This window comes from Methanoculleus sp. SDB, from assembly GCA_001412355.1.
In the GTDB taxonomy this organism is placed as follows: Archaea; Halobacteriota; Methanomicrobia; order Methanomicrobiales; family Methanomicrobiaceae; genus LKUD01.
In genome coordinates, this window is sequence record LKUD01000091.1 from 19,013 (window position 1) to 37,035 (window position 18,023).

Annotated in this window: 21 protein-coding genes and 2 pseudogenes; 9 read left to right on the forward strand and 14 right to left on the reverse strand. The window is 59.7% G+C overall.

The annotated features are described in order from the left end of the window. Positions 1-516 carry a hypothetical protein gene (locus APR53_01355; GenBank protein KQC03294.1) on the reverse strand — a complete coding sequence of 172 codons (516 nt, stop codon included), beginning with the start codon at positions 514-516 and terminating at the stop codon, positions 1-3. Between the two features lie 167 nt (positions 517-683). Here APR53_01355 and APR53_01360 point away from each other — a divergent pair, with 167 nt between their 5' ends. From APR53_01360 to APR53_01375, 4 genes and pseudogenes are all read left to right on the forward strand, one after another. After that, positions 684-1,436, forward strand: coding sequence for a hypothetical protein (locus APR53_01360; protein KQC03295.1), 753 nt, complete (start codon positions 684-686; stop codon positions 1,434-1,436). Between the two features lie 15 nt (positions 1,437-1,451). Further along, positions 1,452-1,799: a hypothetical protein gene (locus APR53_01365; protein ID KQC03296.1), complete on the forward strand. Its 348-nt coding sequence runs from the start codon at positions 1,452-1,454 to the stop codon at positions 1,797-1,799. A 55-nt stretch (positions 1,800-1,854) separates the two neighbouring features. Then, positions 1,855-2,043, forward strand: a complete 189-nt coding sequence (locus APR53_01370) for a 4-oxalocrotonate tautomerase (protein KQC03297.1) — start codon at positions 1,855-1,857, stop codon at positions 2,041-2,043. Continuing rightward, a pseudogene (locus tag APR53_01375) lies at positions 2,036-2,529 on the forward strand (hypothetical protein). Before APR53_01370 ends, APR53_01375 begins: the two are co-directional and overlap by 8 nt. 6 nt (positions 2,530-2,535) lie before the next feature. Here APR53_01375 and APR53_01380 read toward each other — a convergent pair. Then, positions 2,536-2,991, reverse strand: coding sequence for a hypothetical protein (locus tag APR53_01380; GenBank protein KQC03298.1), 456 nt, complete (start codon positions 2,989-2,991; stop codon positions 2,536-2,538). 97 nt (positions 2,992-3,088) lie between these two features. Continuing rightward, a complete protein-coding gene (locus APR53_01385; GenBank protein ID KQC03299.1) occupies positions 3,089-3,280 on the reverse strand; it encodes a hypothetical protein in 192 nt (63 codons plus the stop codon). A 144-nt stretch (positions 3,281-3,424) separates the two neighbouring features. Between APR53_01385 and APR53_01390 the strand changes: the two genes are divergently transcribed. Continuing rightward, positions 3,425-4,021: a hypothetical protein gene (locus APR53_01390; protein ID KQC03300.1), complete on the forward strand. Its 597-nt coding sequence runs from the start codon at positions 3,425-3,427 to the stop codon at positions 4,019-4,021. 17 nt (positions 4,022-4,038) lie between these two features. Here the strand turns inward: APR53_01390 and APR53_01395 are convergent, their stop codons facing one another. The 9 genes from APR53_01395 to APR53_01435 form a co-directional block, all read right to left on the reverse strand. Then, positions 4,039-4,485 carry an alkylhydroperoxidase gene (locus tag APR53_01395; protein ID KQC03301.1) on the reverse strand — a complete coding sequence of 149 codons (447 nt, stop codon included), beginning with the start codon at positions 4,483-4,485 and terminating at the stop codon, positions 4,039-4,041. A gap of 66 nt (positions 4,486-4,551) precedes the next feature. Continuing rightward, on the reverse strand, positions 4,552-5,493 hold the full coding sequence (locus APR53_01400) for a hypothetical protein (protein KQC03302.1): 942 nt from the start codon (positions 5,491-5,493) through the stop codon (positions 4,552-4,554). Continuing rightward, positions 5,490-6,074 (reverse strand): hypothetical protein, encoded by a 585-nt coding sequence (locus tag APR53_01405; GenBank protein KQC03303.1) that lies wholly within the window; start codon positions 6,072-6,074, stop codon positions 5,490-5,492. The genes APR53_01400 and APR53_01405 overlap by 4 nt, the downstream gene beginning before the upstream one ends. After that, a complete protein-coding gene (locus tag APR53_01410) occupies positions 6,061-7,314 on the reverse strand; it encodes a hypothetical protein (GenBank protein ID KQC03304.1) in 1,254 nt (417 codons plus the stop codon). The genes APR53_01405 and APR53_01410 overlap by 14 nt, the downstream gene beginning before the upstream one ends. Next, positions 7,311-7,760: a hypothetical protein gene (locus APR53_01415; GenBank protein ID KQC03305.1), complete on the reverse strand. Its 450-nt coding sequence runs from the start codon at positions 7,758-7,760 to the stop codon at positions 7,311-7,313. Before APR53_01415 ends, APR53_01410 begins: the two co-directional genes overlap by 4 nt. 1 nt (position 7,761) lies before the next feature. Next, the gene (locus APR53_01420; protein ID KQC03306.1) at positions 7,762-8,229 is read right to left on the reverse strand and encodes a hypothetical protein; all 468 of its coding nucleotides are present in this window, start codon (positions 8,227-8,229) and stop codon (positions 7,762-7,764) included. Continuing rightward, positions 8,226-9,770 carry a hypothetical protein gene (locus APR53_01425; GenBank protein ID KQC03315.1) on the reverse strand — a complete coding sequence of 515 codons (1,545 nt, stop codon included), beginning with the start codon at positions 9,768-9,770 and terminating at the stop codon, positions 8,226-8,228. The genes APR53_01420 and APR53_01425 overlap by 4 nt, the downstream gene beginning before the upstream one ends. Positions 9,771-9,780: 10 nt before the next feature. Next, on the reverse strand, positions 9,781-11,394 hold the full coding sequence (locus APR53_01430; protein KQC03307.1) for a methyl coenzyme M reductase system component A2: 1,614 nt from the start codon (positions 11,392-11,394) through the stop codon (positions 9,781-9,783). A gap of 73 nt (positions 11,395-11,467) precedes the next feature. Then, positions 11,468-12,277 carry a haloacid dehalogenase gene (locus APR53_01435; protein ID KQC03308.1) on the reverse strand — a complete coding sequence of 270 codons (810 nt, stop codon included), beginning with the start codon at positions 12,275-12,277 and terminating at the stop codon, positions 11,468-11,470. Between the two features lie 54 nt (positions 12,278-12,331). Between APR53_01435 and APR53_01440 the strand changes: the two genes are divergently transcribed. From APR53_01440 to APR53_01450, 3 genes are all read left to right on the forward strand, one after another. After that, positions 12,332-13,273 (forward strand): translation initiation factor IF-2B subunit delta, encoded by a 942-nt coding sequence (locus APR53_01440; protein KQC03309.1) that lies wholly within the window; start codon positions 12,332-12,334, stop codon positions 13,271-13,273. Positions 13,274-13,300: 27 nt separating this feature from the next. After that, a complete protein-coding gene (locus APR53_01445) occupies positions 13,301-14,500 on the forward strand; it encodes a ribulose 1,5-bisphosphate carboxylase (protein ID KQC03310.1) in 1,200 nt (399 codons plus the stop codon). A 77-nt stretch (positions 14,501-14,577) separates the two neighbouring features. Next, positions 14,578-15,420 (forward strand): diaminopimelate epimerase, encoded by an 843-nt coding sequence (locus APR53_01450; GenBank protein ID KQC03311.1) that lies wholly within the window; start codon positions 14,578-14,580, stop codon positions 15,418-15,420. On the opposite strand, the gene APR53_01455 is transcribed toward APR53_01450, so the two are convergent. Next, positions 15,407-16,075, reverse strand: a complete 669-nt coding sequence (locus tag APR53_01455) for a DNA repair protein RadB (protein ID KQC03312.1) — start codon at positions 16,073-16,075, stop codon at positions 15,407-15,409. The two genes, APR53_01450 and APR53_01455, sit on opposite strands and share 14 nt — an antisense overlap. 1 nt (position 16,076) lies before the next feature. After that, the gene (locus APR53_01460; protein KQC03316.1) at positions 16,077-17,264 is read right to left on the reverse strand and encodes a hypothetical protein; all 1,188 of its coding nucleotides are present in this window, start codon (positions 17,262-17,264) and stop codon (positions 16,077-16,079) included. A 52-nt stretch (positions 17,265-17,316) separates the two neighbouring features. Between APR53_01460 and APR53_01465 the strand changes: the two are divergent. Continuing rightward, a pseudogene (locus tag APR53_01465) lies at positions 17,317-18,023 on the forward strand.

An 18,023-nucleotide genomic window follows, 5' to 3' on the forward strand; every position in this document is an offset into this window, starting at 1 on the left:
TTACGCAGGCGGTTCAAGGATCGCTTTAAGCTCTCCCGCCCATGCGGCGATCTCGTCCCAGTCCCTGAAGTCGGCCGATTCCGAGGCCCCGGAAAGGGAGATTATCTGCCGGTCGGCTTCGGAAAGTTCTTCGAAAACCATTTTTCCTGCAAAGATCCCCACGTCGAGGGGATGCACATACGGGCGGATCGCATGGATTGCGGCAAGGGCTTTCTGGCGGTTATCCTCGGTCGGCTCCCGCATCGAGAATCCGACGGCAAAGATGGCAACCGGCATTTTCCTGAGCGCCTCCTGAAAGAGCTTCACGAAATCCACCGCTTCGACAAGCCATTTTCCCATGTAGATCGGGCTTCCGATCACGATGCCGTCGTACCCGGTGATGTTTTTTATCTCCATAACGCTTTTCAGATCGCTTTCGATACCCTGCTCCTGCAGAACTTCCGCGATCGCCTCGGCAATCTCACGGGTCGAGCCGTACCGGGACGCGTATGCAATAAGAACTTTCTGTACTGCCATTCGGATCACACACCTCTCCGGACCACCATCCGGTTTTCGTCAGATGCATTTTCTCCCGCCACGGCAATATGTCTTCTCCCGAAAAGGAGACGTCCATATCTTTATCTTGGTTTTTGCGGCATAGGAGATGTATGCGAGACATACCAGACACCGCCCGGGTCCTGCGAATGGCCGCCGTCTGCCTGCTGGGCATACTCCTTGCCGCCGCGACACTTCCGGGCGTCTCCTGTGCGAAAACCGTCACCGCCACCATCGGGGATGAGGTGCGCCTCTCCGGTGCGGCTGCGGGGAGCGACACGGTCTACCTCTTTCTCACGGGCCCCAACCTCGCTCCGAACGGAGTGAGGCTCGACAATATCAGGTCGGCGGTCGTCACAGGCAATCCCGGCAGTTTTACGCGCGTAACTGTGATGGGCACCACCTGGAGTTACCGGTGGAATACCCGCACCGGCGGCGGCACTCCTGACGCCGGGACGTACACGGTCTACGCCGTACTCCTCCCGAACGGCAGGCAGGATCTGGCCGGCACCGACTACGAAACGATCTCGGTCGTCCTCGCCGCAGGCGGTATCGAGACGGTGACGACCGGCTCGATTCTCGTCACGTCCATCCCTGCGGGTGCCCGTGTCCTGCTGGACGGAAACGAGCAGGGAACCACTCCCGTCACGATCAGGGCCCTCGACCCCGGAACGTACACCCTCGTCCTGCTGGCAGACAATTTCACCCCGATCGAGGAGACGGTGCAGGTCGAGACCGGCAGGACGACGAACGTCACCCGGACACTGAAGCGGCCCACACCGGTGTCGACGGCCCTCACGACACCCGAACAGCCTGCATCGCCGTCACCGACACAATCCGCGGGCGCGGGATGGGTGGTGGCGGGTGGTCTGCTCGGGGCATGGATCTTCGGGCGCCGGTAACGGAGGTACAGGCAGGTGCCGCGTGACCTTACCCCGGCGGATATCGCCATACTCCGGAAACTGGCCCCTGAACGGGAGGGCATCGGCTGTCCCGGCTCGGGGCACGACTTCCACTCAATCCTCCCTCCGCTCTCGAATCACATCGCCGTGGACAATGAGGACTTCAGGCGGCGTATCGGGCGATTATCCGCAGACGAATGGAAATATCTCACCGATCGTATCCTCTCCGGGGACGAGAGTCTCGGGTGTCTGCCCGAAGAGGACGTGGAAGACGTTGCCGGGTGCATCGCACGCCATGTCTCGGAGGCATCGGCACAGCAGGTCCGAAATATCTATTACCTTTCCGTGTGCGGCGTGCTCTGACGCACGCCTCAAAGCATTGATACGGTCAGGGAGCAAACACACAGATTGATCAACCATGCCAATCGTTACGCTTGAAATCTCCAAAGGACGGACACGCGAACAGAAGAAACAGCTCGTCGAAGGGATTACCGACCTTATCGTGACCACCCTTAATGTCCCCCCCGACTGGGTGACGATACTAATCCATGAAATGGACAGGGATTCCATCGGAAAAGCCGGGAAACTGCTCTCCGAAGATGACTGACAGGACAGACGAGCCGGTGGTGATACAACTCCGCCTTGCGACGTGGGGATCGCGCTTCTGGGCCTGGCTTATCGACATTATCCTTGTCGGGATTATCGCGTCGGTGATGTGGAACCCATAGCCGTCTTCGTCCGGTCAGGCGCATCCCTTCCATTTTCGGGAATAGAGCAGATTGCCACGCACGGCGTCCTGCAGTGGGTCTACTGGACGATCCTTGAAGGGAGGACGGGGCAGTCGGCCGGAAAGATGGTCATGCACATCCGCATGACCGCCGCCGACGGAACCCCGGCCGGATATGCGAACGCAGCCATCGAAAGTTTCGGCAAGGCATTTCTGCTCGTCATCGACTGCCTGATCGGGTGGCTGGCGATGGGAGGCCGGCGGCTGCGGCTCTTCAACCGCATTTCCGGCACTATCGTCATCACCGACGAACTACCCGAAACGCCGGAAGGAGTCGTGTATATAAAAGACGGCGAGGATACCTGAATCCCGTTATTGGAATCCGTTTTCCGGAGTTACGACAGGGTATCCCGCTATTTTCCATCCATTAATGCCGCCTTCCAGGGTATAAATTTTCATAAAGCCCATCTCCTCCATCAGCGACATCGTGGAGGCGCTCCGACTCCCTGTGGTATCATACAGGAGATACTCCCTGTTCCGGTCGAGGGCTGCGAGACGGTCGGTAAAATTGAGATCCCGTGTGTCGAGGTTGACCGATCCCGCAATGAATCCCTGTGCACGCTCATCGGGTTTCCGGACGTCGAGGATGATAAAATCGGCATTGCCTGCATTTTTTTCAATAAGAAAGGCTGCTTCGTGGGGGGATACGTCGCGAACGACGACGGCCGTATCCGTATCGACCGCACCCGGGGGGTGCGCGACACATCCCGCCGCACAAAGACAGGCATACAGGATCAGAACAACCGACCATATTCCGGCCCGATACATCCCTTTCCGAACAGTATAACAGTCATCTGTCGCCACGGGTGGCACTCCGCCGCAATGTGTGCAATAATTTACTCTTGCCCGGAGTAAATGAACCCTTTTATGCTGTCCGCCATCCGGCGGCCGGCGCCGGCAGAACGAGTTGTGCATCGGCGATAGCGCAGAAGATAATGACGGCGGCGACATTCATGTTCGCCAGACGGGCAGGCTGCGAAGAGGATCGTGACGTCGAGTGAGGCCGGGGACGGGCCGCCTGAAGCCACGGGAAAGCATGACGGCCGCAGAGTGCCATGACCGGGAGGCGTGGCGGGCAGGTGATATTTTTTCCGGAATGCGGACGGGAGATCAGAGATCAGGAGGTGATGATCCGACAGAGCGATACTTATACTCCTGAATGCACAATCCCTAGCCAGACACAAACGGAGGACGGACGCTGATGGTTCCATTCGATCTTCTGGCAAACGATACGGTGGCAGCGTTCGCCATCCCCGTACTCATATTCCTTGCGCGCGTGGCCGACGTCACATTCGGGACGATGCGCATCATCTTCGTGTCCCGGGGTCTCAAGATGGTCGCACCCGTGCTTGCGTTCTTCGAGATCCTCATCTGGCTCCTTGCCATCGGACAGGTCTTTTCAAACCTTACGAACGTCGCAAATTACCTTGCCTATGCAGGGGGATTCGCACTGGGCAACTTCGTAGGAATACTGGTCGAGGAAAAAGTTGCAATGGGGCTGGCGCTTGTCCGGATCATTACCCAGTACGATGCCTCGGAGCTGCTCGGGGAGCTGAAATCCGGCGGTTTCGGCATGACCGTCATCAATGCCGAGGGAAAGCACGGGCAGGTGAAGCTGATCTTTGCGGTCGTCAAGCGAAAAGAGATCCCCGATGTTCTCAATCTCGTAAATACCTATAATCCAAACTCCTTTTATACCATCGAGGATGTGCGCTCCGCTTCCGGAGGCGTGTTTTCCGGAACCGTGAAGAAACACCCACGGCGGGGAGTGTTCCGGTTCTCACGAAAAGGAAAATAGAGGAATCCCGCAGCCGCTTATTCCTGCGGCTTTTTGCGGGAAAATCCGTTGATTTCGCAGCTCGGGCCGCATTCGGATGAGTTTTTGTCGACAACGCGGTAGGCGTTTGCGAGAACGGAGGAATTTGCAAGAAGTCCCGCTATCAGCACCACTTCCAGTATCTCATCCCGGGTCGCTCCCTTGCTCATCGCAGACGTCATGTGGTACTCCACGCAATGGGTGCACCCGAGTGCGGCCCCGACGGCAAGACTGATCAGTTCGACGTACTTGGGATCGATGGTGCTCGTATGCGTAACCGAATCCTTGTAAAGAAGGTGCGAAACGAGCACTTCGGGCCGCTGCGCCATTCGCTGAAAGATGAGCGGCACGGCACCGAATTCATCCTCGATCTCGCGAAGCCACCGGGACGCGGTCTTGTCTGCACCCCGGTCGATTATTTCCTGTAAGATATCGTCAAACTCCACACATCCACCACACTGATTTCCGAGGACGTATCTCTCATGGTAGTGTCTGCCGGGTAAAATATGGCACTATACCATGATGTTGGTCTCGGAAAAAGGTCGTATCTTGATCCATATGTACGTGCGCATTCGTGACGGCAGCACGTCCGCCACATCCCCGAGAGTGATGCCCTCGTCGACCTCCAGCATACGAAGTGTGTCGGCGGAGGTTTCGTACGGAATCTTCACCCGAAGCCCGGCAATCTGTACGGTGATCGGAGTGGGATGTGTCGAGGCTGCCGTGATCTGCATCGCCTCGTCGATGACGGTCATCAGCCTCGCGGGCGAGACCGAGAGCGGGTCCTTGGCAATCTCATCGCGGCGCGCATCCAGCACACGCGCGACCTCGTCGACAAGCGTGTCGAGATGCTCGATCTCACCCTCCTGCTTCTTCATCCGGTGTGCAAGCCTGCCGATGCTCCCCACGTACCCCTCCACCGGCGGATCGATGATCGCTTTCAGGCGGTCGGTGGAGGGCGCCCCGGTGACGATGATGGGGACCGTGATACCGCGCCTGAGAGCCGGAAACTTGTGGCGGATGCACTCTTCGAAGTTGCCGAGAAGGAAGACGGCGCAGTCGTGTTCGTTGATCACATCCCGCTCCTCGATAGTCAGGTTCGCAATCCGTTTGCCGAATCCCCGGGCGAGGCCCACCATGTTGGTCTTGGCGCCGACACGCCGGAAATATTCTGCAACATCGCAGGAGGAGTGCGGAAGATGGTGGATTTCGAGACTCGGGCTGACGACCGCAATCTCAGCGCCGACGAGCGGGGCCTCGATCACCTCGCCTGTAAGCGGCCGGGCGATCCTCCGGATCAGCTCGATATCTTCACGGGGAACAAGGGACTGGAGAATGACGTCCTGTGCAATCGTGTGCTTCTGTACGATATATCCGCCGAGATCCTCGATCAGGTCGACGATTTCGTCATGGCGATAGACGCCCCCCTTGTACGTTACCGGCACCAGCGTCATTCGCTCACCCCGATCAGCCGGAACTTCTCCGCAACCAGCGTCCGCAGAACATCCTCATCCAGCGTGTTTTCGCTGGCGACATAGAAGAACTGCTCCTCCTTCACCCATTCCCGCCGTACCTTGAATCCCTCGGGGGCGATATACTGGAGGGCATAGATGATATCCTTGTACAGGTGCTCGCTCGGGTTAAAGACGACGAGATTTTCAATCTCCCGCGCATCCATCCCGGGTGAGGTAATAACCACGGTGAAACGGTCCGGCTGGTCAACGGTGTCGCGGCCGTACCGGTCCCAGAGCAGCGTGAGCATCTCCGAAAGATGCGTCTCGTCGGCGATATCGAGGACAATCCGATCCCCATCCGCCAGCACGTTCGCGATATCACCGAGGCGGACGAGCCGGGGCAGTTTGCGGGTCAGGCCCACCGCAAGAAAGAGGGGGATTTCGGGGTCGATGTAGATATGCAGCCGTCCTATCACCTTCAGGAGATCGAGATCCTGCAGGATATGCTCCGCTATCGCACGGTATGCTTCGCCGCCCACCGGTTCGGGGCTTTCGACCTCGAAATACTCAAGCGCCTTCACCGGAATCGCCCCTGATAAAACCTGATGCAAGCAGTGCCGAGCCCACCGATCCGATGTACTGGGAGTGCGGAGGGACGACGATCTTCGTCTGGAGCAGTTTGCCCATCTCGTGAACGAGCCCCTCGATAAGCGACGTTCCGCCCACCATAATGACCGGCTCCTTGATGTCGACCTCCTGCAGCTGCTGCTCGAAGACCTGTTCCGCGACGCTGTGGCAGGCGGCTGCGGCGACATCCTCTGCGGAACTGCCGGCTGCAAGGGCATTGACGAGGCTCTGGGTGCCGAAGACGATGCAGTAGCTGTTCATGGGCACCTCCCCCGACAGCCCTTTCATGGCAAGCGGCCCGAGCTCGGTGATATCGACACCGAGCCGCTTTGCCGTCATCTCGAGAAACCGCCCGCTTGCCCCGGCACAGATGCCGCCCATGGTAAATGTGCCGGGAATGCCGTCCTGGACGGAGATCGCCTTGTTGTCCATGCCGCCGATATCAATGACCGTTGCCTCGCCGCGCTGCCGGTCGGCAAGGAAGACCGCACCCTTGGAGTTGACGGTCAGTTCCTCCTGGATGAGATCGGCTCCGATTTTTTCCCCGATGAGAAAACGCCCGTATCCGGTGGTGCCTGTCGCCTCGAGGTCGTTCCGCGCCACTCCCGCCTCCTCGAGCGCGGTTTTGATGACGTCTTCGGCGCTCCCGAGAACGTTTGTGGTGGGCGCCCAGCCGGCGCCGATGATCCGGTTGTCCTGCATGACAATCGCCTTTGTCGTCGAAGATCCGGAATCGACGCCCATCGTGAGCCCCTCCTGCACTTCCCGGGCGAGCAGGGCACGGCGCCGGGCAATCGTGGTGAGCGCCTCCATCCGGGTGAGGAGCGTGCCCGACGTGGTGCGTTCCGTAAACGAGTAGGAGACAACCGGCAGGTCGGAGTTTTCATGAATATACCGCCTGAGCTCGTTCCTGACAATCGCCGCCTCGGCACAGCGGAAGCAGGTGGCGATGAAAACCGCGTCCGCATCCACCCGTCCCTCGACAAGGGCCTTTGCCCGGGCGATGGCAAGCCGGAGATCGGCACTCCTCGCCTCCAGGCCGAAAGCACCGTATGATTCCCGTATGTCGTTGAGCGTGACGTCGGGGAAGAACATCTCCGCATTCACCGCAGCCGCAGCGTCGTAAATCTCCTTCTGCACTCCCGAATGCTCCGGCCCGCAGGAGAGCTGGGCGACACGAACGGGCTGGCTCATGGTTCGCCCCCGGAAAGATCCGAAAGAAACGCCTTAATCGCGGCCACGAACGCCACACCGTCCTCATCACAGGAAGGATACACGAGATCGAGCACGGGAACACCCCTTTTCCGGATCAGATATTTGACGAGCTCGTTTGTTCGCGCGCACCCCATGCACCCGAATGCGAGATCGGCGTCGTTGACGATGATCGCCGCATCCGCCTCTTCGATGAGCGGACCGAAGAGGGACATGCGTCCGCGGACTCCCGACGGCACTTCAACCGCCGCATATTTCAGTCCGCGTTTCGGATCGTCGGCGGTCATCTGGAGCGGCGGCGAGTCGAGGCCGGGACTCTGGATATGTTCCCGGACGGCGACCGCCGCCCCAAGGGGCGAATGCCCCCACCGCTCCACCATATCGGAAAGAATGAGGCTCGTTGCGGGATAAATAAAGACTTTTGCCATTTTAGGGCTCCTCTGCATCGATGATCTTTTTCAGGCGTTTCACATCCAGACGTGTTGTGTAAAGTTTCTTCGGGGGCGCCTCGGGAGCCGGGAGCCCGTCCTTTTCACAGGCTGCGATCCGGTCGAGGCCGCGGGAGATGTAGCGGAGAAGCGCAACTTCGAACTCATGCCCGTAATACCCCGGGCGGGCACCTCCCAGGTTCGCCCTGCACCGCCGCGGGTCGCCGGGAGGAAAACCCCGGTCCTTGACAAAGATGTGGGAGGGGTCCAGCGTCCGGAGCTCCGCGATAACCCTCGCCACCTCATCCGGCATTCCGGTAATCTGCAGCCCGAAACAGGTCTCTTTAATCATCAGGCCGCGGGAAATTTCGTATGCACGGATTGACAGGTTCTGGGGGGTGATATCAGGCGAATCGACGAATACGTATTTCGTGACCGTACCGACGTGGGTCGGGGTGTACAGGGTCATGATTCGACCTCCCTGATAAAAACGACTTTCCCTTCCTTAAAGGCCTTCAGCTTCTCCGGTTCCAGTATCGTGCCGATGATGTTCGTGCCTTCAAACGGTTCGCTCGTCGGCCCGAACTCACGGTTTGCCGTCGTGCGCACACCCACTATCCCGGTGGCTTTCCGGGAATCGTTGGTCATGGCAAGAGTATTGGCCGGCACTTCCCCTGAGGGCAGGTTTTCAAGGTTGATCTTCGTGCCCGTGGCCATGTCGGGTTTGAAGAGGTAGACGTCCTCGAACGTATAAAGAATCGGCAGCATGCCGACGTTGTGCAGTTTGAGCCCGCTGACCGTGCGGAAGATCTTGCAGGTCGCGGGTGCGCGCTCGTCGTCAAGACGAACGGCAATTACGTCGGCAAGGGGCACCGTCATCAGGCGGGCGGCACCGGCGGCGAGCACTTCAAGCGTGGTGGGGGGGTCCTGGCCGATCACCACCCGCTCCCCCGACCTCTCATCCACGGAGAGCCTTATCCCGCGCTCCGCTGCACGCGCTTCCGCTTCGTTAAGTGCCATTCCGAGGAATTCAAGCCGGGGGGGTTCCGACTGTACGCAGAGCTGCTCTCCCTCCCCGGCGAACCTGATAAGCTCGATGCCGTGTGCCACACGCCCGACGACGGTGTGGGCGGCACTGCCGGGCGTGTCGGTTGTATAGATATAGACGCATCCCCGGCAGGTGCCGCGGGTGCGGACGGTAACCGTGCCCTCAAGGCGCGACGCCCGCTTCTGAAACGGCGTATCGGTTCCGCCCAGCCGGTCGTCACGGACATGCGTGCTTGCGGATCTTCCGATGGAAAACCGTCCTCCTTCGAGAGCAAGAAGGAGGTGCTCAACACTCTCCGCCACCGTCGTGTCCGTCCCGGAGGGAGAAATCCCCTCGGCAATCACGCGAACATGGCTGATGACCTGCATGCCGTCCTCAAGGGGTACCGACCGATCCGTCGTCGTAAATGCCCGGCTCCTGTCCTCGCGGCTCATGATCCGCTCGACGCACTCTATCCGGTCCCCGGCGGACCACCGCGCCAGCACACTCTTCCCGCTTACAACGCGGCCGATTACGCCCCCGCCCGAAGCGGCGCCGTAGTCGGCGTTGTGCTTCATCCGGGAAAAAATAAAATACGACCGTCCCGGGTCATATCCGCCGCAGCCGAGGATGACGTCACCCTCTGCGTACTGCTCCGGCACCCGTGCCGGCCGGATCTCCGAGGGAAACGGGCCGAACGCTACCGAGTACCGGTCGGCCCAGCCGAGCGGGAGTCCGGCGCCCTCATCCCCGCTCTCACAGGCGGGAAGGATAAAGAGTGCACCGGACTTTTCGGTTGCCGGGAGTTCGATCACCACCTCGCCGGCAGTCGTGGATACCCGGAGCGAGCGCGTTTCAGCCGCTTCCTCCTCTCCGGGACGGATAACGGCGACCGAACACGCAGTATCGAGTCCGGGCACTATGTCCTGCAGGGTCGTCCCCTCCGCCATCTCCAGCCTCGTGCCGTCGAGGTGGATGATCAATGCCCTCACCTCAGTTCTCCGTCGCTTTCGCCATTATCTGGCGCTCTTCGGCGGAAAGATGTGACAATACCTCTTCGGTCGGTCCTATTTTTACGATTTTGCCCCCGCGCATGAGAGCAAGACGGTCACAGATATCCTTGACAAATTCCATGTCGTGGGAGACCACGATGAATGTTTCGTCCATCTCCTCGCGAGCATGCATGATGGAGTGTTTTACATCGATCTTCGTGATGGGATCCATGGTCCCGGTCGGTTCGTCGAGCAGGATGAAGCGCGGCTCCCGGATCAGCACCTGCGCGAGCGCAACACGGTGCTTTTCCCCCTCGGAAAGCTGCGAGGGATACCGATCGAGAACGGCACCGCTCTTTTCTTCCGGAAACCCTGCCATTCGAAGCGTAATCTGGGCCTTCCTGATTGCAAGCTCCTTCGGGAATTCGAGCCCGATTGCATCGGTGAGATTGTCAAGAACCGTGCGGTGCGGATAGAGATCGTATTCCTGGTGTAAGAGACCGATATACCCTTTCGCCCTTCCGCGGTTCTGGATGCCGGGCTTTGTCATGTCGATCCACTCTTCACCGATGCGGACGTTCATCTCGCCGCTCGTGGGTTCGATGATGCCCGCGATAATGCGCGACATTGTGGTTTTTCCGGCGCCCGACGTGCCGATGATGCCGAAAATTTCCCGTTCCGCCACATCGAAGGAGACGCCGTTCACTGCCTTGACGACACCCCGGTCGACAGAGATGAACCGTTTTGTCACGTCCCGGGCAATCAGCACCTTCTCCCCGAGTTCCGCTGTCTCGAACGTCTCCGTATCGTCGGCCTTCTCCATGAACGTCCTGATGATCTCGGCGGGGCTTCCGATTTTGACGATGTTCCCTTCCTCGAGCAGGATGGCGCGGTCACAGATATCTTCGACAACCTGTGAGAAGTGCGACGTGACAAGCATGCCCATACTGTTCGTTTCCGCCGCCGTATTCAGCATATCATGGACAATCGTGGCGGTCCTCGGATCAAGGGTACCCGTGGGCTCGTCCGCGCACAACAGGAACGGCTCCTTCGCGAGCTGCCGGGCAAGAACAACGCGCTGCTTTTCGCCTCCCGACAGGTCGCGGGCGATATGCATCATCCGGTGGGACAGGCGCACCTCGTCGAGAAGATCAGCAGCCCGGTTCACCGCATTCTGGCCGGGATATCCGATATCGTCCAGAGCGTGCAATACGTTTTCGATAACCCTGTCGTCGCCGTAGAGTGCGAAAGTACGCTGAAACATGATCGCAGTCCGGCGCATTATCCGGCGTTTGAGCTGCTCGTTCTCTTCCGACCACAAATCGACGTCAGTCGCCCTGAGCGCTCCGCCGCACTTCGGGCAGGCGGAACCTGCTGCGCTCGGGACATCCAGATACGAGCACCCGTCACAGATCGCCACATGATAACGGACGGTACCGCTCGTCGGGGGCTGATCCACCCCGCGGATCAGGTGCATCAGGACGGTTTTCCCGGCACCGCTTCTCCCGATGATACCGAGTATCTCACCTTCATCCATCTGAAAAGAAACGTCGTTGAGAACTCTGTTGCCGTTAAATTCCATGCAAAGGTTTTCAACCGTGAGTAAAGGAGCCATGCATTTCCTCTTCACTGTATTGTTGTGGTCGTATCATATTATTCTTTATATCGGTACATCGGGTGTGCGGCTTTTATTTTTTCAGCGATGCGACGATATCCACGACCTCCGTCACTTTCGTGATGACATGATCGGCGGCATCATAGAGAGGGGAGGGTTTTTTCCCCGACTGCTGTTCGGAGAGGATGGCAAGATCTGCGGTGTACATAGCGTTGAGATCGTTGATCCCGTCCCCTACCATCACGACCGTATCGTACTGCGTCCTGAGATCATCCACGACCTGCGCCTTGATTGCCGGAGTCGCTACGCCATGGACGTTGTCGTGCGGAATTCCAAGATAGTCGGCTATGCGGACGAGTTTGTCGGTGCGGTCTCCGGAGGCGATATAGGTCGCCACTCCCATCTCCTGCAGCCTTCGGATGGTGGATCTCGCACCCGGAAAGGGACGGCCGCCCGAGGTGATGACAAACTCGATTCCGCCGAGGACGAGGTTGATCATGACACCGCTTGCCATGGCGACAACGGCTTCCTTCCGGCAGCTCTTCCAGACCATCCGGATGCAGTCCTGCAGATCGCCGATGTGCGCTCTCCTGTCGTCGGCGAGTGCGGCCTTCACCTGATCCCCGGTGACGACCTGACAGGAGCATGCGATGCCGAACGGCGTGTGGTGCTCTGTGATATACGACGAGAGCAGCGTTTCGGGAGCGGCGTCGATGATGTCCCGGGAATGGACATAGAGCGTGACGAGGGCACGGCCCTCGCAGGCGTATGCCAGCGTCGTCGTCTCGATATCCACCATTATCGAGTCCTGGATGAGGTCCTTTGCAACCCGATACGTATGGAGGAGGGTGCCTGCACTGTCAAACACTACTGCAACCGACATGGTCTCTTTCCGCCTGTATGTGCTATATACCGTGACACCTTATCATTGAATCGCATGAGTCTTGCCGATACGGCTGAAAAAATCGCCGGCATGGAAATTCGCGGTGCAGGACGGATTGCCCGGGCCGGAGCGCTGGCACTGAAGGCCCACGCCGCCACCGTGGATACGCACAATCGTGACGCCTTCGTCGCCGAGATGCACCGGGCGGCAGACATCCTGCTTGCCACGCGGCCGACCGCCGTCTCGCTCCCGAACGCCCTTCACTTCGTACTGAAGGATCTCCCCGGGGCAGCCACGACAGGGGAAGCACGCGATCTCATTTCCCGGCGGGCTGACACCTTCGTCGCCAACTCGGAAGAGGCGCTCGGCCGCATCGCCGCGTTCGGAGCACGCCACATCAGGGACGGCGATACGATCATGACGCACTGCAACTCGGAGGCGGCGCTCGCCTGCATCCTGGCGGCACACGAAAGCGGAAAGGAGATCGAGGTCTTTGCAACGGAAGTCCGCCCCCGGAACCAGGGGCTCCTGACAATCCGGACCCTCAACGATGCCGGCATCACAACGCAGTACATCGTGGATTCTGCCGCCCGCTACTTCATGAACTCCGTCGATCTGGTAATTGTGGGAGCCGACGCAATCACGACAAACGGCGCTGTCGTGAACAAGATCGGCACGGCACAGATTGCACTTGCCGCCCATGAGGCACGGACGAACGTGATGGTCGCCGCCGAGACGTACAAGTTCGCCCCCCGGACCCTCCTCGGGGAACTGATTACCATCGAAGAGCGCGATCCCGCCGAGGTGCTCGCCGATGATCTGAGAGCGTCACTTCCCCGTGTTCGGGTGCGAAATCCCGCCTTTGATGTGACCCCGGCCGCGTACATCGATCTGATCGTCACCGAAAAGGGTGCGATTCCGCCCGGCCTTGCATACGGCGTGATCCGGGAATATCTCGGCTGGTCGATTGAAGAGTTCCAAAAAGCATTTGAGTGAACCGGCGCAACTGAGGACTGAAGTGCTATGCCAGATGTGATTGCCACCTACTTCTTCATCCCGGACGAGGCGACGACACCGGATGAGGCTGCAAAGGCCATTTGCGAAGAGGAGACAACGGGGACATGGACGGATATCACGACCCGCCTCTCGTACGTGCAGCGGCTCGACGGCTCGGTGGAATCCGTCGAGCCCTCGGGAGAGGGATATGTCACCCGCATACACTACCCGGCGGAGATCTTTGAGGCCGGCAACATCCCCCAGTATCTCTCCGTGGTAGCGGGCAACCTGTTCGGCCTCGGGCGGCTCGAGGCGGTCAGGTTGCTCGATATCGAATTTCCCGACGGACTGGTCCCGTTCCGGGGTCCGAAATTCGGGATTCAGGGGGTCCGGCGCCTCATCGGGACGAAACAGCGCCCGCACGTCGGGACGATCATCAAACCAAAGGTCGGGCTCACACCGGAGGACACCGCACGGGTGGCATATCAGGCGGCAATCGGCGGTGTCGACTTTATCAAGGATGATGAAACACTCACAAACCAGCCCTTCTGCCCGATCGCGGAGCGGGTGCCCGCCGTCATGGCCGCGCTCGACGAGGCGCGGAGCGAAACCGGGCGCCAGGTGCTGTATGCGGTCAATGTCTCCGCCCGTGCCGACCAGATTGCCGCGAGGGCCCTCGAGGCGATCGAACTGGGTGCGAACACCATCATGGTGGACGTAATCACGGCCGGCTTTTCCGCACTTCAGGCACTCGCCGAAGAGCCCGCGATCAAGGTGCCGGTTCATGTCCACCGAACCATGCATGCGGCAATGACGAGAAATCCGCATCACGGCATTGCAATGCGTCCGATTGCCCGTCTCGTCCGGATGCTCGGCGGCGACCAGCTTCACACCGGCACGGTCGGGGGGAAGATGGGGCACGATACGGCGGCGCTTGTCGAGGACAACCGTGCGCTCACATGCGCATATTTCGGAATGAAATCCTCGTTTCCCGTCGCCAGCGGAGGGCTTCACCCCGGCAAGGTGTACGGCGAGCTGCAGGCACTCGGCACCGACATCGTGCTCCAGGCGGGAGGGGGCATCCACGGGCACCCCGACGGCACGGCGGCCGGTGCGCGGGCGATGCGGCAGGCCGTCGATGCGTTCATGGCCGGTGTCCATGCGGAGGAGTACGCCCGCGATCATTACGAACTGGAGCGCGCCCTCCAGCGCTGGGGTTCCCGGTAGCCGTGTGGTTGTGCCAAACAATTTTTGCATTATAAAATGAACAGTCAACAGGAAACAAATCAGGAGAACGGGGAGACATGGAGATACCTTTCGTAAAAATGCATGGCAACGGGAATGATTTCGTGCTTATCGACGAGTACGAGGGGGACGTTATTCCCGGTGAGATGAAACCGGCCTTCGCCCGCCTGTACTGTGAGCGGCGGTTCGGTATCGGTGCCGACGGCGTCCTCTTCCTGTCCAAATCGGAGAGAAACGATATAAAAATGCGCCTTTTCCAGCCCGACGAGAGCGAAGCGGAGATGTGCGGGAACGGCATCCGCTGCCTCGTCAAATACGCGTTCGATGCGGGATACGTGCAGGGGCGATGTATCGTGGAGACGCTGGCGGGAGAGATTACGGTCACCCTCGGCTACCGCGAGGATATATTTCATGCTACGATTACCATGCCCACACCGGCGTTCGGGCGCGGGCAGATCCCCGCCACCGGCGAAGGAGAATACCACGAGCAGATCGGCGGATACGATGTATATGCGGTGAACACCGGCGTGCCCCATGCGGTCGTCTTCGTCGAAGAGCTTGCCGTGGTGGATATCGGGAAGATTGCACCCATCATCCGCAATCATCCGACATTTCCCGAGGGGGCGAACGTGAACTTCGTCGAAGTCGTCAACGAAAACGAGATCCGAATCCGCACGTTTGAGCGTGGCATCGAAGGGGAGACATATTCCTGCGGCACCGGTGCCACTGCATCCGCGGCAGTCGCCCATCATCTCGGGTACGCGGGAGAACCCGATAAAAAATATGTGGGCACGAAAGTGCTTGTCGCCACGCAGGGAGGGCTCCTCACCATATACCTAAACGAGGAGACGCTCATGGAGGGGGCCGCAACAACGGTCTTTGAGGGATCTATTTTCTTTTAATCCCCTTTTCCACGATTTCAAAGATAAATGACCGGTTCTCGGGGAGAGACCGGTGTTTTTCGAGCAACGCCTCCCGCGTACCGTTCCGTTTGCTGATCCGCACGATTGCCTTTGAGATATGGTGCAGCCCCGTCCCCCCGAGTCCCCGCAGCGTGTCGGTCTCCACATCCATATAGACCTGGTTCGTGAGGAGCACCGGAAAACCGTATCTCTTTGCATACCCGAGCAGCCGGATTATTTGGTTTCCGAGCCGGCGCTGCGCTTCGCCGCCGGTTCCTCCTTCGGTGCGGTAGAGGGCGGTGGCCGAATCAATGACAATCAGCCCCACGTCACGGATCTTTAAAATCGCCTCGCACTCTCCGACCATCATCGCCTGCTGCTCGAAATCGACCGGCTCGAAGATGAGGAGATGATCGGCAAGCTCCTCTGTCGCATCGCCCGCGATCTGGCGGAAACGGTCGGCGGAAAAACCCTCCGTGTCGATATACAGCACTGATTTACCTGATGAGAGAACCGATACGGCACACAGGAGAGCAAGCGTGCTCTTCCCGCATCCCGCCTCACCGTAGAGCTGTGTGATCGTCCGCCGTTCCAGCCCCCCACCGAGGAGGTCGTCGAGATCGGGCGATCCGGTGGATACCCTCTCCTTCTCCACGTCAGGCCCCCCTTCGTCCGAGCAGTTCCCAGCCTGCCGCTTCCGCACGCCGGGATGCATCCCGGAGCGTCGTTCCCGTCTCGCGGGCAATGGCCTTCACCTGTTCGTATTCGGGCTTGAGGGTGACGGGGCGATTCCCGTCCCACCCGACCTTCACGTCCACCGCATAGTCCCGGTCTCCGAACCGCACTGTCACCGTCTCCACCGTCCGGGGGATGACAAGCCGGTGCACCGAGGAGTGGCACCGTACGCCGAGCGTCCCGAGCTCTGCGGCAAGCAGAGTGGCAAGTGCATGGGAATCGGCGGGAAGGCATACGACGCGGACGAGAAAGCCGGGGCGGCCTTTCTTCATCACGACCGGGATCGCCGACACGTCCCGGGCACCCGCCTCCATCAGACGCTCGATCGTGCAGGCCATCATCTCTCCGGTGACATCGTCCACGTTTGTTTCAAGTACTGCGACGGTATCGTCCCGTGCAGCGGGCGTTCCGTCGTCAAGCAGCGATACCCGCAGGACGTTCGGCATCGACGTGGGATTCCGGGTGCCCGCACCGTATCCCACCGAACGGATGCGTGATGCGCCGATGGCATCGGGATCATACGATGAGAACTCGGAGAGGAGCGCCGCACCGGTCGGCGTGCAGAGTTCATGCCCGGTGTCGGAGAAAGTCACCGGTATTTTCCCCTCCCGGAGAATGGCGAGCGTGGCGGGTGCGGGAGCCGGATACGTGCCGTGAGCACCCCTGATGAGTCCCCGGCCAAGACGGACCGGCAGCACCGCTACGCCGTCGGCGTCGAGCGATTCGAGTGCGGTGCATGCCCCGATGACGTCGGCAATCGCATCGTCCGCACCGACCTCGTGAAAATGCGCCTGCTCCCCATGCACGGAGGATTCCGCATGCCACATACGCTCAAATACTCTTTCAGACATTTTCCTGACGTTTTCCGGAAGCCCTGCTCCGGAGAGCCGCTCAATGACCTCGTCAAACGTCCGCGATGCGGCACGGGCATGCGTTTTCACATGCAGGGCGGATATCCCGCACCGGTCCACACGCTCCAGTGACGGTTCTTCTACGACCGTGGCCATCGCCGCCGTGACCCGGTCGGCATCAGCACCGGCATCGATGAGTGCCCCCAGAATCATGTCTCCCGCGGCCCCGCTGAACGGATCAAAGAGCAGAATTTGCATCGTACCAGTACTTATAAACCATTGCATATATGAAATGTAGGTGATTTGTGACATGTTTCTCAAAGTTGACAGTGCATATCCGGAAGATCAGGGGGGAGGGAAAGCCCGCCTTGATCCGGACACAATGCTGCAGCTTCGCCTGTCGCCGGGGGACCTTGTTTTTATCGAGGGGAAGCGCCGGACGATAGCGAAGGTCTGGCGCATGATGGTCAACGACTGGCACCAGGGAAAGATACGCATCGACAACTTCACCCGGTCGAATGCCGGAGTCAGCATCGGCGACCGTGTGCGGATAATCCCGGCGGATGGGGCACAGGAGGCATCCCGGGTAGTGCTCGCCCCCCCGGAGGATCTTCCCCGGCAACTGCCCATCAACTACAACCATGTCATCAGCCGCCTCATCGATTTTCCTGCAATGAAAAACGATACGGTCCCCATTCAGGCCGGACTGCCGTTCATGCAGCCGCAGCTTGTCGCATTCAAGGTGGTGGCAATGGATCCCGACGACGCGGTCATCATTACGAAAAAGACCAAGGTCGAGATCTCGGAGAAGCCCGAAGCCGGATTCGAAGGGCTCAGGCACATATCCTACGAGGATATCGGCGGGCTGAAAGACGAGCTGCAGCGGGTGCGTGAAACGATTGAGCTTCCCATGCGCCACCCCGAACTCTTCAGGAAACTCGGCATCGACCCCCCGAAGGGCGTCCTGCTGTACGGGCCGCCGGGGACCGGCAAGACGCTGATCGCAAAGGCCGTCGC

Coding starts and splice junctions, on each gene's coding strand:
- APR53_01355 (KQC03294.1), bottom strand. CDS start 516: ATGGCAGTACAGAAAGTTCTTATTGCATACGCGTCCCGGTACGGCTCG.
- APR53_01360 (KQC03295.1), top strand. CDS start 684: ATGGCCGCCGTCTGCCTGCTGGGCATACTCCTTGCCGCCGCGACACTT.
- APR53_01370 (KQC03297.1), top strand. CDS start 1,855: ATGCCAATCGTTACGCTTGAAATCTCCAAAGGACGGACACGCGAACAG.
- APR53_01380 (KQC03298.1), bottom strand. CDS start 2,991: ATGTATCGGGCCGGAATATGGTCGGTTGTTCTGATCCTGTATGCCTGT.
- APR53_01385 (KQC03299.1), bottom strand. CDS start 3,280: ATGGCACTCTGCGGCCGTCATGCTTTCCCGTGGCTTCAGGCGGCCCGT.
- APR53_01390 (KQC03300.1), top strand. CDS start 3,425: ATGGTTCCATTCGATCTTCTGGCAAACGATACGGTGGCAGCGTTCGCC.
- APR53_01400 (KQC03302.1), bottom strand. CDS start 5,493: ATGACGCTGGTGCCGGTAACGTACAAGGGGGGCGTCTATCGCCATGAC.
- APR53_01410 (KQC03304.1), bottom strand. CDS start 7,314: ATGAGCCAGCCCGTTCGTGTCGCCCAGCTCTCCTGCGGGCCGGAGCAT.
- APR53_01415 (KQC03305.1), bottom strand. CDS start 7,760: ATGGCAAAAGTCTTTATTTATCCCGCAACGAGCCTCATTCTTTCCGAT.
- APR53_01420 (KQC03306.1), bottom strand. CDS start 8,229: ATGACCCTGTACACCCCGACCCACGTCGGTACGGTCACGAAATACGTA.
- APR53_01430 (KQC03307.1), bottom strand. CDS start 11,394: ATGGCTCCTTTACTCACGGTTGAAAACCTTTGCATGGAATTTAACGGC.
- APR53_01435 (KQC03308.1), bottom strand. CDS start 12,277: ATGTCGGTTGCAGTAGTGTTTGACAGTGCAGGCACCCTCCTCCATACG.
- APR53_01440 (KQC03309.1), top strand. CDS start 12,332: ATGAGTCTTGCCGATACGGCTGAAAAAATCGCCGGCATGGAAATTCGC.
- APR53_01445 (KQC03310.1), top strand. CDS start 13,301: ATGCCAGATGTGATTGCCACCTACTTCTTCATCCCGGACGAGGCGACG.
- APR53_01450 (KQC03311.1), top strand. CDS start 14,578: ATGGAGATACCTTTCGTAAAAATGCATGGCAACGGGAATGATTTCGTG.
- APR53_01460 (KQC03316.1), bottom strand. CDS start 17,264: ATGCAAATTCTGCTCTTTGATCCGTTCAGCGGGGCCGCGGGAGACATG.